The organism is Zeimonas arvi (assembly GCF_008039575.1).
Lineage (GTDB): Bacteria > Pseudomonadota > Gammaproteobacteria > Burkholderiales > Burkholderiaceae_E > Zeimonas > Zeimonas arvi.
Window position 1 is genome coordinate 24,528 of the sequence record NZ_VDUY01000005.1, and the last position, 14,548, is coordinate 39,075.

The window sequence follows — 14,548 nt, forward strand, 5'->3', positions numbered from 1 at the left end:
TCAGGCTGCCTGGAGGGGCTCCGGGGGCGTGCGCCGCGCCCAATCGGTGGCGCGGTCCCAGGCGTGGCCGAGCTGGAGCACCGACAGGTCGTCGCGCGGCCGGCCGACGATCTGGATGCCCATCGGCAGCCCCGCTGCCTCGCCCTCGCTCGCGAAGCCGGCCGGCACCGACAGGGCGGGACAGCCGGTGAGCGTGGGCAGGATCACCACTTCCATCCAGCGGTGATAGGTGTCCATCTCGCGCCCGGCGATCGACTTCGGCCAGCGCTGGGTCACGTCGAAGGGAAACACCTGGGCCGTGGGCAGCACCAGGAAGTCGAAATGCTCGAAGGCGGCCAGCACCGCCCGGTAGAGCGCGGTGCGATCGACCGAGGCGTCGTGGACGTCGAGGGCGCTGGTGGCCAGTCCCTGCTCGATCTCCCAGACGGCCTCGGGCTTGAGCAGCGGCCGCCGCCCGGGGTCCCGGTAGTGCGCGACCAGCGAGCCGCTCACCAGGAAGCGTCGCCAGGCGAGCCAGGTCCGCCACATCCGCTCGGGCGCGAAGTCGACGCGCGCTTCCTCGACACGGCAGCCGAGGGCCTCGAACACCCTCAGCGCGTTGCGGCAGAGCTCGAGCACGCCCGGCTCGACGGGCAGGTGGCCGCCCAGGTCGCCGAGCCAGCCGATCCGCGCGCCGCCGAAGTCGCGCTCGAGCGGCTGCGCGAAGACCGAAGGATCGTCGCCCAGCGACAGCGGCGCGCGCGCGTCGTAGCCAGCCTGGGTGGCAAGCAGCATCGCCAGGTCGGCCACGCTGCGGGCCATCGGGCCGTCGGTGGCCAGCTGCTGGCTGAAGGCATCGGGCGCCAGCGTGTTCGGCACGCGCCCGCGCGAGGGCCGGAAGCCGTAGACGTTGCAGAAGGCCGCCGGATTGCGCAGCGAGCCCATCATGTCGCTGCCGTCGGCCACCGGCAGCATGCGCGCGGCCAGGGCGGCCGCCGCCCCGCCGCTCGAGCCACCGGCCGTCTTCGACGGGTTCCAGGGATTGAGCGTGGGCCCGAACACCTCGTTGAAGGTCTGCGAGCCGAGACCGAACTCGGGCACGTTGGTCTTGCCCACCAGGATCGCGCCGGCGGCGCGCACCCGCTCGACGATCGCGGCGTCCTGGTCCGGAACGAAGTCGCGGAAGATCGGCGAGCCCCAGGTGGTGCGCAGGCCACGGGTCTGCGCGAGATCCTTGGGCGCCTGCGGCATCCCGTGCATCCAGCCCAGCCACTCGCCGCGCGCGAGCTGCCGGTCGCGCTCGTCGGCCTGAGCCAGAAGGCGCTCCTCGGGCTCCATCGAAACGATCGCGTTGAGCGCCGGGTTCAGGCTGGAGATCCGGTCCAGGTAGGCGCGCATCGCTTCACGGCACGAGATCGCGCGCCGGCGCAGCGCTTGCGACAGCGCGAGCGCATCGAGGTCGGTGATGTCGTTCATTTCGGATCAGCCGAATCCCATCATCCGGTTCGGCAGCCACAGCGCGATGTCGGGGAAGACCGAGATGAGCACGATCGCGAACAGCATGATGATCACGAAGGGCATCGAGCCCTTCAGCACGACCGGCAACGGAATCTGAGGGGCCACGCCGCGCAGCACGTAGAGATTCAGTCCGACCGGCGGCGTGATCAATCCGATCTCGAGGTTGATGGTCAGGATGACCGCGAACCAGATCAGGTCGAACTGGGCCGCCTCGAGGACCGGCGTGAGGATCGGCATGATCATCAGGATGATCGCGACCGGCGGCAGGAACATGCCCGCCACGAGCAGGAACACGTTGATCGCCGCGAGCAGGACCCAGCGGTTCAGGTTCAGGTCGACGAGCGCCTGCGCCGCAGTCTGGGTGACGTACAGCAGCGACATCATGTACGAGAACACGGCTGCCGCCGCGATGATCATCAGGATCATCGTCGACTCGCGCACCGTGGCCCGGAAGATCTCCCACTGGTCGCGAACCCGCCAGGCGCGATAGATGATGATGACGAGCGCCATCGCCAGAATGGCGGAGATCGCCGCCACTTCAGACGGCGTGGCGAGGCCGCCATACATCGCGAAACCGATCGCGATGATGATGGCGATGAACGGCGACACGCGACCCAGGCCCTCCATCTTCTGCGCGAACGTGTAGAAGACCGGCGCCTCTTCCTTGATCAGCCTCCTGTGGCGCATGGTCTGGAACCAGGCATACAGCGCGAAGAACACGACGAGCATGATCCCCGGCACCACCCCGGCAAGAAACAGCCGGCCGATCGATGTCTCCGTCGACAAGCCGTAGAGGATCATCGTGATCGAGGGCGGGATCAGGATGCCCAGCGTTCCCCCCGCGCAGATCGATCCGGCCGCCAGCCCCTGCGGCACGCCGCGGCGCATCATCTCGGGCATGCCGGCCTTGCCGATCGCGGCGGCCGTGGCCGGGCTCGATCCGCTGATCGCCGCGAACACCCCGCAGGCGAGGATGTTCGAGATGACCAGGCCCCCCGGAACGCGGTCGAGCAGGCGATGCAGCGACTCGTAGAGATCGCGGCCCGCTGCCGACGTGCCGACCGCCGCGCCCAGCAGGATGAACAGCGGTATGGTGAGCAACGCGAACGAGGCGAGCTCGTCGATCAGCACCAGCGGGACGTTCGCAAGACTGGCCGGCCCGGCGAACACCGTGAGGAAGCCGACGGAGACCAGCATCAGCCCCCAGGCGATCGGCAGGCCGGAGAACAGGACGAAGAGGGTGACGACCAGCACCAGCAGGCCGATCTGGAGCTCGCTCATGCCGCCTCCGGCGTTTCGGGCCGAGCGAGCTCGGCGATGTACTGGAGCGCCGTGAGGCCAAAGCCGATCGGCATCGTCATGAACAGCGGCCACTTGAGCGGCGACCACGCACTCTCGCTGCGCTCGCCGCTCGTGTACGCATGCAAGGCGAACTCGAAGGTGGCCCATGCGAGCCACCCGCAGACTGCGAGACTGAGCAGGGCCAGGATGACCAGCAGCGCCCGGCGGGCGCTGAAAGGCAGGTAGTGCTCCAGCAAGTCGACGCTCACATGGCCCTTGGTCATCAGCGTGTAGGGCGAGGCGAGGAACATCGACGCCACCATCATGTAGACCGACAGCTCGATCTCCCAGTAGGTCGAATAGCCCATCGCGCGATAGAGGACCATCCAGGTGATCAGCACCGCCGATGCCGCCAGCAGGACCGACGCGACCACCGCGCATGCGATGGACAGGCGGTCCATCAACCAGACGTAGTGCTTCATTTTCCCGACCGGAAAACAGCGAGCCGGCACGTGGCGGCCGGCTCGCAGGGGCGCTCAGGCCCGTTGGATGCGATGCTTCACTTGACCTGCTGGAGCAACTCGAGCAGTTCCTTGGCGTCGGCCGACTTGGCCGCGAACTCTGGCCAGGAGGTCTTCCGGGCGAGCTCGATCCACTGGTCGAACTCCGCCTTGGTCATCTGGCGGACTTCGGCGCCTGCCTTCTTGTAGGCCTCGATCATCTTGTCGGTGGATTCGCGCTGCAGCCCGAGGAAGAAGTCCTCGCTCTTGGCGGCGGCCTCCTCGAAGATCTTCTGCTGCGCGGGCGTGAGCTTGTCCCAGTGCTGCTTGGACATCAGGATCGGCTGCAGCAGCATCCAGAGGTTGTAGTCCCCGCCTACCGTTGCGTGCTTGGTCTGTTCGTACAGGCGCAGGCTCACGAAGGTTTCCGACGAAGTGAGGATGGCGTTCAGCACCCCGCTCTGGAGCGCCGGGTAGATCTCCGACGAGGCCATGCTGACCACCGACGCGCCGGCGGCCTTGAGCATCGACTCGAAGGTCGAATCCGCTGCGCGCATGTTCAGGCCGGCCACCGACGCCGGGCCGGCGATCGCGCGGTCCTTCGCCGCGAAGCCGCCGGGCGTCCACCACCAGGTGAGGATGTGAACGCCGTTGGCGTGTGCGACGGCCTGCAGCTTCTTGTGGAAGGCGGTGCCGCGCAGCTTCATCGCGAAATCGAGGCTCGGCACGGTGCCCGGCAGGATGACCGCCGAGAACTCGGGAATCTTGCCCGACCCGTAGGACAGCGGGTAGATCGCCATTTCGAGCGTGCCGTTCTGCAGCGCATCGAGCTGGGCCACCGGCTTGATGCCGAGAGACTGGCCCGGATAGATGCGGAACTTGAGGCTCGGATCGCGCTTGTTGACTTCCTCGACGAATACGCGCGCGGCGCGATCGCGGCCGTCGGTGTTCGCCCGGAACTGGTGCGACAGCTTGAGCTCCTGGGCCAGCGCGGGTGCCGCCGTGGCGACGGCGAGCGCCGAGACGGCGAGAAGACGGGTCAGGCGTTTCATCGGACTCCTCCTGTATTTCTATGTTCGTGACGGGTCGGGGCCCGTGCGACGGATGCGTGCTGCCTGCGGGTCGACGGAGAGTATTGAGGTCGACGCGATCCTGTCAAGGAATGCCACGGCCTGCCGCCACCGGCGGCCCGTCATGCAGATGCACGATCGAATTGTAGCCTGAGCCGGTCATTGTCTATTTGTTTAATTGTATAAAACTCTTACAATCTTCTTCGATGACTGCAACAACCCCTCAGACGCAGATGCGCGACCCCTTCACCGAGGTGGATCTCCAGCGACGGGAGCTGCTCGCCGAGAGAATCGCCGGCTCGCTGCGCGCCGCCATCATCGACGGCCGGCTTCAACCGGGAACGCGACTCACGGAGACCGATCTTGCACAGCGGCTCGGCGTGAGCCGGGTGCCACTGCGCGAGGCGTTCCGGGTGCTCGAGGCCGAGGGCATCGTGTCGATCCAGCCCCACCGGGGCGTGACGATCAGCCCGCTTTCCCGCAAGGAGATGCTGGAGCTCTTCGAGGTGCGCGAGATGATCGAGACGAAGGCGGCCGAGCTGCTCGCCGTCCATCGCGACCCGGCCGTGATGCGCGCTCTCCAGACGATGGGAGACGAGATGCGAGTAGCGGTCGAAGCCGGCGATCTCGATGCCTACTACCGGCTGGCCGCCGCATTCCACGACGCACTGGTGGCGGGGAGCGGGAACGGGATCCTCGGCCGCCTGCACGCGCAGATCCGCCTGCAGCTCCGTCGCTATCAGATGGTCATGAGCGGCGTCCCGGACTCGCCGGCACAGTCCATCCTCGAGCACGACGCGTTGCTCGCCTGCATCCGTCAAGGCCGCGCCGACGATGCGGGCCAGCTGGCGCGCGAGCACATCCGCGCACTCGTCCGGCGCTTCCGTGCCATCGACGAAAAGGCGCCGGATCCGGCGCACCGACAAGCCCGCACTGAGGACGATCCTCGATGAACGAAAGCACCGTGCCGACCGGCCGCGCACCCGCCCTGCCGCTGTCCGGCCTCAAGGTCCTCGACCTGTCGCGCGCGCTCGCCGGCCCGTTCTGCGGCATGATCCTCGCCGATCTCGGCGCCGACGTGATCAAGGTGGAGCCGCCCGATGGCGAGATGGTCCGCACCTGGGGGCCGTTCCAGGACGGCATCAGCGTCTACTACCTGAGCATTCACCGCAACAAGCGCAGCGTCGCGCTCGACTTCCGCGACCCGCGGGGCCTCGAGCTGCTGCGCGAGATGGCGGCCGGAGTGGACATCCTCGTCGAGAACTTCAAGCCTGGCGTGATGGAGGCCATGGGCATGGCCTACGAAACGCTGCGCGAGCGCAACCCAGGCCTGGTCTTCGCGTCGATCACCGGGTTCGGGCGCGGCGGCCCCTACTCGGACTGGCCCGGCATGGACCAGATCGCACAGGGGATGTCGGGCTTGATGAGCCTCACCGGCCAGCCGGAATCGGGGCCGACACGGGTCGGCATCCCGATCGGCGACGTGGTGGGCGGCATGTGGGCGACCCTGGGCATCCAGGCGGCGATCATAGAGCGACAGCGCACCGGCCAGGGCCAGCGGATCGACATCTCGCTGCTCGGCGGGCTCGTGGGCCTGCTCACGGTGCAGGGCCAGCGCCAGCTTTCGCTCGGCCAGACCCCGGGCGTGGCCGGCAACGACCACCCGGTGATCTGTCCATACGGCACTTTCGCGGCGGCCGACGGCCCGTTCAACATGGCGGGCGCCACCGACGACATGTGGGCGAGCATCTGCCGCCTGGTCGGGCTCGAGGAACTGATCGATCACCCGGACTTCGACAGCAACACCAAGCGCGCCGCCCGACGCGACGAGGTCAAGCGCCGGCTGAACGAGCGCTTCGCCACGCGCGGCAAGATGGAATGGACGCAGGCGCTCGTGAAGCTCGGCGTGCCCGCCGGTCCGATCCTCGACCTGCAGCAGGTCTTCAGCGATCCGCACGTGCGACAGACCGGGATGGTCGAGGAGATCGAGCACCCGACTATCGGGCGGCTGGAGCAACTGGCCAACCCGATCCGGATGAGCTCGCTCGGCGGACGTTCGGTTCGTCGCGCCCCGCCGCTGCTCGGCCAGGACACCGCCGCCGTGCTCGAGGGCTTCGGGCTGCCGCCTGAACGGATCCAGGCGCTGCTCGACGCCGGCGTGGTGCGCGGCATCGAACAAGGAGATTCCTGAACATGGCCACTGGCAAGCTCGCATACATCGCACTCGTCTCGAACGACGTCGACGCCACCTGCACGGTGCTCGGCAAGCATCTCGGGCTCCCCCGCAACGACCTGCAGGGCGCGAGCGGCGGCGCGACGGTGCCGGTGTTCAGCATCGGCCGCAGCGCGCTGGCGGTCTTCGCGCCCGGCGACCCGATGGTCGACGGCCACGAACGCCCCGGCCTGCACCACATGGCCCTCGCGGTCGACGACCTCGACCGGGCGATCGGCCAGCTCCAGGGCACCGGCCTGGCTCCAGTCGCCGGGACACCGGTCCACGGGCTCGGCGGACGCGAGCGTTACCTGCTGCCGCCGGAGCGCACTTGCGGACTTCGCACCTGCCTGACCCGCCCGCTCGAACTCGCACCCCACCCTGCGGGCATCATCGAGCGGATCGATCATGTCGGCGTCGCGAGCACCGATGTGCGCGCAGCCGAAGCGGTCTTCTCGGGGAAGCTCGGCTTCGAAGTGGAGAGCCGCCAGACCGACATGGAGGTCTCGATGGCCATCGAGAGCTTCACCTCCGACAAGTACGGCGTCGTCTATCACAACCGCAAGCCGGAACCGGTCGGCGGGCTGCGGGTCGTCTTCATCACGGTCGGCGACTGCGAGCTCGAGTTCCTGGCCAATTTCGACCCGCGCCAGTCCGGCGAGGTCGAGCACGGTCGGCCTGGCGACACCCGGCAGGACCAGGGAGCGATCACCCGCTTCGTCCAGTCGCGCGGCCAGGGCCTGCATCACCTTGCCCTGAAGGCGCCCGACATCGACGCGACCCTGTCGCGACTTCACCAGGCCGGCGTGCCGATGATCGACCTGACCGGCCGGCCGGGTTCGCGGCGGGCCCGGATCGGTTTCGCCCATCCGAAGGGGCTCGGCGGAATCCTGATGCATGTCGTCGAACGCAGCTGAGCCCGGCAGCCCAGCCGCGCCCCCGGACGGCGTGCTTGCCCGGCGCGACGGCTCGGCCCTGGTCCTGGCGATCGATCGCCCGCACGCCGGCAACTCGATCGACCTGCCGACCGCGCGCGCCCTCGGGCAGGCGCTCGACCGGCACGCCGGCGCCTGCGACCTGCGCTCGATCATCGTCACAGGGGCCGGCGGGCGCTTCTTCTGCACCGGCGGCGACGTCAAGCGCTATCGCGCGTTTGACGACGCCGACGGCCTGAACGAGACCTTCGACGCCATCCGGGCGCTGCTCGGCCGGATCGAACGACTCGAGTTGCCGGTGATCGCCGCGATCGACGGCCATGCGCTGGGCGGCGGCGTCGAACTCGCGCTCGCCTGCGACCTCCGCATCGCCGGTCCTCAGGCGAGCCTCGGGCTGCCGCAGGCAAGAATGGGCATCGTCCCCGGCTGGGACGGAGTCGAACGACTGGTGCGGACGGTCGGCCGCGCAACGGCGATGCGCGTGCTCCTGGGTGGCGAACGACACGACGCGCAAGCCGCCCGCGCGCTGGGCCTCGTCGACATCGCCTGCGATTCCGGCAGCGCCCTCGGTGCGGCGCTCGACTTCTGCCGCGCGCTCGACGACAAGTCGCGTGCCTCCATCGTCGAGATCAAGCGTCTCGTCACCGCGTGCGTCGACGCCCCCGGGGAGGTCCGCGCAATGACCCGCGAGGCCTTCGCCCGGCTGTGGTTCGGCGCCGACCACCGCGAGGCGCAGCGCGCCGCTGCCGAAAAGCACTCGCCCCGGGTCGCGCGCGACTGAGGCCGATGCACGGTGCGCGAGCGCGCGCTACCATTGAACTCGGCCCCCGCGAGGCACTGCAATCCTCACGCCGACCCATCCTCCCTCCCTGCCCAGCCGCCTCACGATCCGACATGCCCCAAGTCCCGAATCCCTTCGACGACGCGATCGCCTACGCGATCGCCAGCGAAACCCCGTGGAGCCGCGAGGTCGGCGGCAACTTCGGCATCCATCATCTCGACCCCGCGCCGTGGAACCGTGCCCTCGGGCCGCTGCACGACCGGGGCCCGGTGTCGGGGGTGATCCGGCTCGACGGCCGCGAGGTCGCGCGCTGGGGCGAGCCGCATCGCGCCGACCTGACCTTCAGCGTCGCCAAGACCTACCTGGCGCTGCTGGCCGGCATCGCCGTCGATCGCGGGCTGTTGCCCGACCCCGATGAGCCCGCCCGGCTGCGCGCGCCCGGCATCGGCTTCGACGAAGGCCCCAACCGCGAGGTCACCTGGACCCACCTGCTGCAGCAGACCAGCGAGTGGCAGGGCGAATGCTTCGGCGTGCCCGACCAGGTCGACCGCTACCGGGTGGTCGAGTACCAGAAGGTCGCGCCCGCGGGTCGCAAGGGCGATCCGCGCCCGCTGCGGGCGCCGGGCACCTTCTGGGAATACAACGACGTGCGGATCAACCAGCTGTCGCTCGCGCTGCTGCACCTGTTCCGCCGGCCGCTGCCCGAGGTCTTCGAAGAGGCGGTGCTCGGGCCGGTGGGCGCCCGCGATCCCTGGCGCTGGGTGGGCTACGAGAACTCCTGGGTCGAGATCGATGGCAAGCGCGTCCAGTCGGTGCCGGGCGGCAGCCACTGGGGCGGCGGCATCTCGATCAGCGCGCACGACCAGGCGCTGATCGGCCAGATGCTCGCCGATGGCGGCACTGCCAACGGACGACGCGTGCTGTCGCAGGCGTGGATCGAGCGGATGCGCACGCCCTGCCCGCTCGCGCCTTTCTACGGCATGCTGGTCTGGCTCAACGGCACGCAGGACGTGTTTCCGTCGGCGGGCGGCCGCGGCTTCTTCGCACTGGGCGCCGGTTCGTCGGTCACCTGGGTCGATCCCGAGCGCCGACTGGTGGCCGTGGTGCGCTGGATCGAGGGCGCGAAGATCGACGGCTTCGCGGCCCGCGTGGTGAAGGCCCTCAGCGGCCTGCGGCGATCGTGAAGCCGACCTCGACGCCGCCCTCGATGTCGCGGGCGAACGCGCGGCCGCCGTGGAATTCCGCGACCAGCCGAACCAGGTAGAGCCCCATGCCCAGGTGGGCGCTGCCGCGGCCCGCGCCCACCCGCACCGAGACCATCGAGTCGAACAGGCTGTCGCGCATCGTGGCGGGCAGGGCCGGCCCCTGGTTGGCGACCACGATCTTCCAGGCCGGCGCGCGCCCGCCCTCGCGCGCGAGCCCGATCCGGATCGGCGAGCCCTTGACCGCGAAATCCACGGCGTTCGAGACCAGCTTGTCGAGCGCCTGCGCGATCGCCTCGGGCACCACCGCGCAGCGGGTGTCGGCGGCTTCGCAGTCCACCTCGATCGGCACGCCGAAGGCGCTTCGATAGCCGTCGGCGCAGCTGCGGATCAGCTCGCCGAGATCCACCTGCTCGAGTTCGCTCTGCGCGAGCATCGACTCCAGGCTGGAGGCTTCGCCCATGCTGGCCACGATCCGTTCGAGCCGCTGCGCGCCTTCTCGCACGCGCTCGAGGTAGGCGGCGCGGCGCGCCTCGTCGGTCTCGGCTGCCAGGTTGTCGAGCGAGGACCGGACCACCATGATCGGCGTGCGCAGCTCGTGCACCAGCCTGCTGCGCAGGTTGCCGAGGTACTGCTGGTGCTGGCCCAGGCGCTCGAGCACCTGGGCATGGCTTTCGGCCAGCGCGCCGATCTCGTCGCCGATCGGGCCGGGCTCGATCCGGCCCACCACCCGCCCGCGGGAGTCGATCGCGCGCTCGGCCTGCCGGCGCAGCCGCACGATCCGGCCCACGGTGATCGACGCCACCAGCAGCAGGGCGCCGGCGCTGGCCGCCAGCGCCAGGGCGGCCAGCAGCGCCAGCCGCTCGATCGCGGCCTGCCCGAACGAGAGCCGCGAGGCGGTGTTCTCCTCGATGGCCAGCGCGCCGACCACCCGGTCGCCGACCCACACCGGGTGCGCGCTGGTGAGCAGCCAGGCCGGCACCCCCGACGCGCCGGCCAGGCGCTCGGCCTGCTGCGCGGGCAGGCCGGTCAGGGCCCGGGTCAGCGCGGGCGTGTCGGTCGCCGCCACGCCACTGCCGGCCTCGCCGCGGTCGCCGGTGGCGAGCTTCGGCGCGGCCGGTCGCAGCAGGTCGGCGCCGGCCAGCAGCGTCCTGGCGAGCCGCGCCTGCCAGCCGCGGTCGGGCAGCTCGCCGCCGGTGAGCTGGCCAGTCTGCGCGAGCAGTTCGCCCGAGGCGTCGTAGACCGACACCCGGCCCGAGGCCCGCGCCAGCGAACGGATCGCGTTGCTCCACAAGGGCACCCGGGGATCGTCCGGGAGCACGTCGCCCAGCGCCCGGGCCGGCGCGAGCATGCCCGAATCGAGCCGCCCCTCCACCTTCCGCGACCCCAGGTAGTCGACGTCGACGACCCGGATGCGCAGCAGCGGCGGCTCGGGGTCGAGCTCGATCTCGGCCCGCCAGCCGCCCGTACGCTCGACCGGCTGGACCTTGAGGTCGCGCATCTCCCCGGCGCGCTCGCCCACCGAGACGATGACCTCGTCGCCGGGCTTGGCCACGCCGTCGCGAACCTCGGGCAGCACCAGGCGCTCGTCGTCGGCGTCCACCAGCAGGTACAGCTTGCCGGGGTGCTCCTGCGCGCGCGCCGCCGACAGGCGCACGCGCAGGGTCGGGGAGCGGCCGTCGCCGGCGTCGGGCTCGGTCAGAAGACGGCTCGGCATGCCGGCCCACTCGCGATCGCGCTGGTCCACGTTGACTTCCGCGAGCAGCCCGACCGCCAGCAGGCGGACCGCATCGGCGCGGCGCGCCGCATCGGGAGACGAGAAGAGCTCGGGCCGCTCGTGCAGCGAGGCCGAGAGATTCCGCGCCGCCAGCGCGAGGTTCTCGAGACGCTCGTTGCGCGCCAGCTCCGTCATGACCTCGACGAAGCGAAGCCCGATCAGCGGCAGGACCAGCAGCGGGATCAGCGACAGGACCAGCGTGAAGCGCAGGCCCAGCGGCAGGCGCCAGCGGCGGGGGCGGGCCGCTTCGGGCATCGGCTCGGCGCGCCGTGGCTCGGGCAAGACGGCCCCGGTCTACTCGCGGACCAGGAAACGGTAACCGAGCCCGTAGACCGTTTCGATCGCGTCGAAGTCCTTGTCGATCGCCTCGAACTTTCGACGCAGGCGCTTCACGTAGGAGGTGACCGTCTGGTCGTCGACGACCAGGTTGGCCTCGCGCATCAGCGCCTCGCGATCGCGGACATGGCCGGGGTGCATGGCCAGCGCGTGAAGCATCCAGAACTCGGTGACCGTGAGCGCGATCGGCTCGCTGCGCCAGGTGGCCTCGAAGCGGGCGACGTCGAGGCGCAAGGGGCCGCGGATCATGGGTTCGCCCTGCTGCGAGGGCTGCGCGACCGCGTCGGCGCGCCGGAACAGCGCGGTGACCCGGGCCAGCAGGTGCGGCAGGCTCACGTTCTTGGTGACGTAGTCGTCGGCGCCGAGCCGCAACCCGGACACGATGTCGATCTCGGAGTCGCGCGCCGACAGCATCAGGATGGGCAGGGCGGGCGCCTTTTCCCGCAGCCATCGGCAAAGCTCGAAACCGCCGTCGGGCTCGTCGGCCAGGCCGATGTCGATGATCGCCATGTCGGGCAGGCGGATCTGCATGGCCTGCTGGGCCTCGGGGCGGTTGCCGAAGGTGGAGACCTCGAAACCCTGTCGCGCCAGCGCATCACGCAGGTTGTCGCGGATCGCGGGTTCGTCTTCAATGACTGCAATGCGGCGTGCCATGGACGGCACTTTATCGCAAACCCGCGGCATTCCGGCCCCTGCAAGGGGTTCGGCGCACGCGGCGCCGAGGCTGCCCCCCCTTTGCCCGAATCGGTTCCCTTTCGATCCGGTTCGCGCCTCGCGGCTGACGCAGCGGCCCCGTCCAATTCACGCTATCGCACATGCCGTGCCGCGCCAAGGGAAGCTCATGCCGACGACCGAGGGAACCGCTCAACCGACCATCGACTGGCGCGACTGGATCGCCTTCCTGGGCTACGTGCTGGCCGCCGCGGTCGTCGTCTCGGTCATGCTCGCATCGGTCGTGCTGGTGATCTCGATGCAGGCCGAGGGGCCGACGGCCGGGTCGGCAGCGCCGGCGGAGGTCCGTCGGGCGGCGCCGGAGACCGGCGAGTCCCCGGCCGCCGGGGCGCCGGCGGCGGCGAAGGCCGCGACGCCCCTGGTCGCCCCCGCGCCCGCAGCCCGGATCGAGATCACCGCGGAATCGCTGCGCGCCGACAAGCCGATCGCCGCGTCGCAGCCCGCGCCGGCTTCGCTCGACCCGGCAGCGCAGCCGGCCGGCCCCGCGGGCGAGTCCGCCGCAGCGCAGCCCCGTTCCGGCGAGGCGACTGCGACGCCGCCGCGGATCGAGATCACCTCCGAGTCGCTGCGCGCCGAAAAGCCGATCGGCCAAACCGAGGTCGCGCCGCAGGTGCCGGCTTCCGCAGGAGCGACCGCCGCGCAATCGCTCGCGCCCAGCGCTCCGCCGACCGACGCCCGGCAGCCGGCAGCCTCGGTGCGGACGGCCACCGAGCAGGCCACCGCGCCTGCTGCCGCGGCCGGCGCACGCGCGCAGTGACCCGGCCCGCCGTCGATCAGACCTTCCAGGCGGACGCATCGGCAGATCGGTGACCGCGGCGAATCGGGCCCGATAATCGTGCCCATGCCCAGGTTCCTCCGAAACGCCCTGCTCAACGCGCGCGACTTCGCGCTCACCTTCGGTCCCTTCGCGCTGCTCGCGGCCGGCCTGCTGTGGGCCGCCTTCTGGTTCCTCCAGCCCACGCCGCCGACCACGGTCACCCTTGCCACCGGCCCGCAGCAGGGCGCCTACGCCGAGTTCGGCCGACGCTACGCCGCGTGGCTCGCCCGCCACGGCATCGAGGTCGTGCTCCGCGAGACGCAGGGCGCGGCCGAGAACCTCGAGTTGCTGCGCGATCCCGCCTCCGGCGTTTCGCTGGCCTTCGTGCAGGGCGGCGCGGACACCCGCGAGCCGCCGCCAGGCGAAACCAAGGGCGACGGGCTGGTCGCGCTGGGCAGCCTGTTCTTCGAGCCGCTGTGGCTGTTCTACCGCGAGGATTCCGCGAGACGCCTGCTCCGGCAGGCGAGGCTGGAGAACTTGGGCGAGTTGCGCGGCTGGAAGCTGAACATCGGCCCGCCGGGCAGCGGCGTGCCCAACCTGATCGGCCGCCTGTTCGAGGCGAACGGGATCCGCGACGGCGACCTCTCGCTGCACCGGCTCGGCCAGACGCCCGCGGTCATCGAACTGCTGGCCGGCCGGATCGACGCAGTGGCCTTCGCCTCGGCCCCCGAGGCGCCGATCGTGCAGATGCTGCTGCAGACGCCGGGCGTGCGCCTGCTCGACGTGGCCCAGGCCGAGGCCTACTCGCGGCGCTTTCCCTTCCTGAGCCCGGTGCTGCTGCCGCGAGGCGTGGTCGACCTGGCGAACGACGTGCCGCCCGCCGACGTGCGGCTGGTGGCGCCGACCGCGATGCTGGTCGCGCACGCCGACCTGCACCCGGCGCTCGCCCAGCTCTTCGTGCAGGCCGCCCGGGCGATCCACGGCAATTCCGGCTGGTTCCAGCGGCGCGGCGATTTCCCGTCGGAGCGTTCGCTCGAGTGGCCGCTGGCCGCCGAGGCCGAGCGTTACTTCCGGTCGGGCACGCCCTGGCTGCAGCGCTACCTGCCGTTCTGGCTGGCCAACCTGATCGACCGGATGTGGCTCGCGCTGGTCTCGATCATCGCGGTGCTGATCCCGCTTTCACGGATCGTGCCGCCGCTCTACGAGTTCCGCGTGCGCTCGCGGATCTTCCGCTGGTACGGCCAGCTGCGCCGGATCGAGGACGCGCTGTCCGACGGCGAACGCGACCGCGTCGAGCTGCTGAGAGATCTGGACGAGCTGGACTCGCGAGTCGAGCGGATCGCGGTGCCGCTGTCGCACACCGACGCGCTGTACGCGCTGCGCAGCCACATCAGGCTGGTGCGCAACCGCGCCGAGGCCCGATCGGGTGAGCGCGCCACCGAGCAGGCCGCCTGACACACGACCAGGC

The 14,548-nt window shown here is 70.5% G+C and carries 13 protein-coding genes; 7 read left to right on the forward strand and 6 right to left on the reverse strand.

The genetic code is table 11. The annotated features are described in order from the left end of the window. The 4 genes from FHP08_RS12575 to dctP form a co-directional block, all read right to left on the reverse strand. A complete protein-coding gene (locus tag FHP08_RS12575) occupies positions 1–1,455 on the reverse strand; it encodes an amidase (protein WP_147704832.1) in 1,455 nt (484 codons plus the stop codon). Between the two features lie 6 nt (positions 1,456–1,461). Beyond that, the gene (locus FHP08_RS12580; protein ID WP_147704833.1) at positions 1,462–2,778 is read right to left on the reverse strand and encodes a TRAP transporter large permease; all 1,317 of its coding nucleotides are present in this window, start codon (positions 2,776–2,778) and stop codon (positions 1,462–1,464) included. Beyond that, on the reverse strand, positions 2,775–3,260 hold the full coding sequence (locus FHP08_RS12585; RefSeq protein ID WP_147704834.1) for a TRAP transporter small permease subunit: 486 nt from the start codon (positions 3,258–3,260) through the stop codon (positions 2,775–2,777). The genes FHP08_RS12580 and FHP08_RS12585 overlap by 4 nt, the downstream gene beginning before the upstream one ends. A 77-nt stretch (positions 3,261–3,337) precedes the next feature. Continuing rightward, positions 3,338–4,330 carry a TRAP transporter substrate-binding protein DctP gene (gene dctP / locus FHP08_RS12590; protein ID WP_147704835.1) on the reverse strand — a complete coding sequence of 331 codons (993 nt, stop codon included), beginning with the start codon at positions 4,328–4,330 and terminating at the stop codon, positions 3,338–3,340. Positions 4,331–4,554: 224 nt separating this feature from the next. Here dctP and FHP08_RS12595 point away from each other — a divergent pair, with 224 nt between their 5' ends. The 5 genes from FHP08_RS12595 (at position 4,555) to FHP08_RS12615 (ending at position 9,460) form a co-directional block, all read left to right on the forward strand. Next, a complete protein-coding gene (locus FHP08_RS12595) occupies positions 4,555–5,301 on the forward strand; it encodes a GntR family transcriptional regulator (RefSeq protein ID WP_147704836.1) in 747 nt (248 codons plus the stop codon). Beyond that, on the forward strand, positions 5,298–6,539 hold the full coding sequence (locus FHP08_RS12600) for a CaiB/BaiF CoA transferase family protein (protein ID WP_147704837.1): 1,242 nt from the start codon (positions 5,298–5,300) through the stop codon (positions 6,537–6,539). The genes FHP08_RS12595 and FHP08_RS12600 overlap by 4 nt, the downstream gene beginning before the upstream one ends. 2 nt (positions 6,540–6,541) lie before the next feature. Continuing rightward, positions 6,542–7,477: a VOC family protein gene (locus tag FHP08_RS12605; RefSeq protein WP_147704838.1), complete on the forward strand. Its 936-nt coding sequence runs from the start codon at positions 6,542–6,544 to the stop codon at positions 7,475–7,477. Then, complete coding sequence (locus FHP08_RS12610; RefSeq protein ID WP_147704839.1) at positions 7,458–8,276, forward strand: enoyl-CoA hydratase/isomerase family protein; 819 nt, start codon at positions 7,458–7,460, stop codon at positions 8,274–8,276. The genes FHP08_RS12605 and FHP08_RS12610 overlap by 20 nt, the downstream gene beginning before the upstream one ends. A 113-nt stretch (positions 8,277–8,389) precedes the next feature. Beyond that, on the forward strand, positions 8,390–9,460 hold the full coding sequence (locus FHP08_RS12615) for a serine hydrolase domain-containing protein (RefSeq protein WP_147704840.1): 1,071 nt from the start codon (positions 8,390–8,392) through the stop codon (positions 9,458–9,460). On the opposite strand, the gene FHP08_RS12620 is transcribed toward FHP08_RS12615, so the two are convergent. After that, positions 9,438–11,510 carry an ATP-binding protein gene (locus FHP08_RS12620; protein WP_147704841.1) on the reverse strand — a complete coding sequence of 691 codons (2,073 nt, stop codon included), beginning with the start codon at positions 11,508–11,510 and terminating at the stop codon, positions 9,438–9,440. The genes FHP08_RS12615 and FHP08_RS12620 overlap by 23 nt on opposite strands. Positions 11,511–11,549: 39 nt before the next feature. Further along, positions 11,550–12,245 (reverse strand): proteobacterial dedicated sortase system response regulator, encoded by a 696-nt coding sequence (gene pdsR / locus FHP08_RS12625; RefSeq protein ID WP_147704842.1) that lies wholly within the window; start codon positions 12,243–12,245, stop codon positions 11,550–11,552. A gap of 187 nt (positions 12,246–12,432) precedes the next feature. Here pdsR and FHP08_RS12630 point away from each other — a divergent pair, with 187 nt between their 5' ends. Both FHP08_RS12630 and FHP08_RS12635 read left to right on the forward strand, forming a co-directional pair. Further along, on the forward strand, positions 12,433–13,080 hold the full coding sequence (locus tag FHP08_RS12630) for a hypothetical protein (protein WP_147704843.1): 648 nt from the start codon (positions 12,433–12,435) through the stop codon (positions 13,078–13,080). A gap of 84 nt (positions 13,081–13,164) precedes the next feature. After that, entirely contained in the window at positions 13,165–14,535 is a 1,371-nt protein-coding gene (locus tag FHP08_RS12635) for a TAXI family TRAP transporter solute-binding subunit (RefSeq protein WP_187272285.1), read from the forward strand. Positions 14,536–14,548 lie beyond the last annotated feature (13 nt).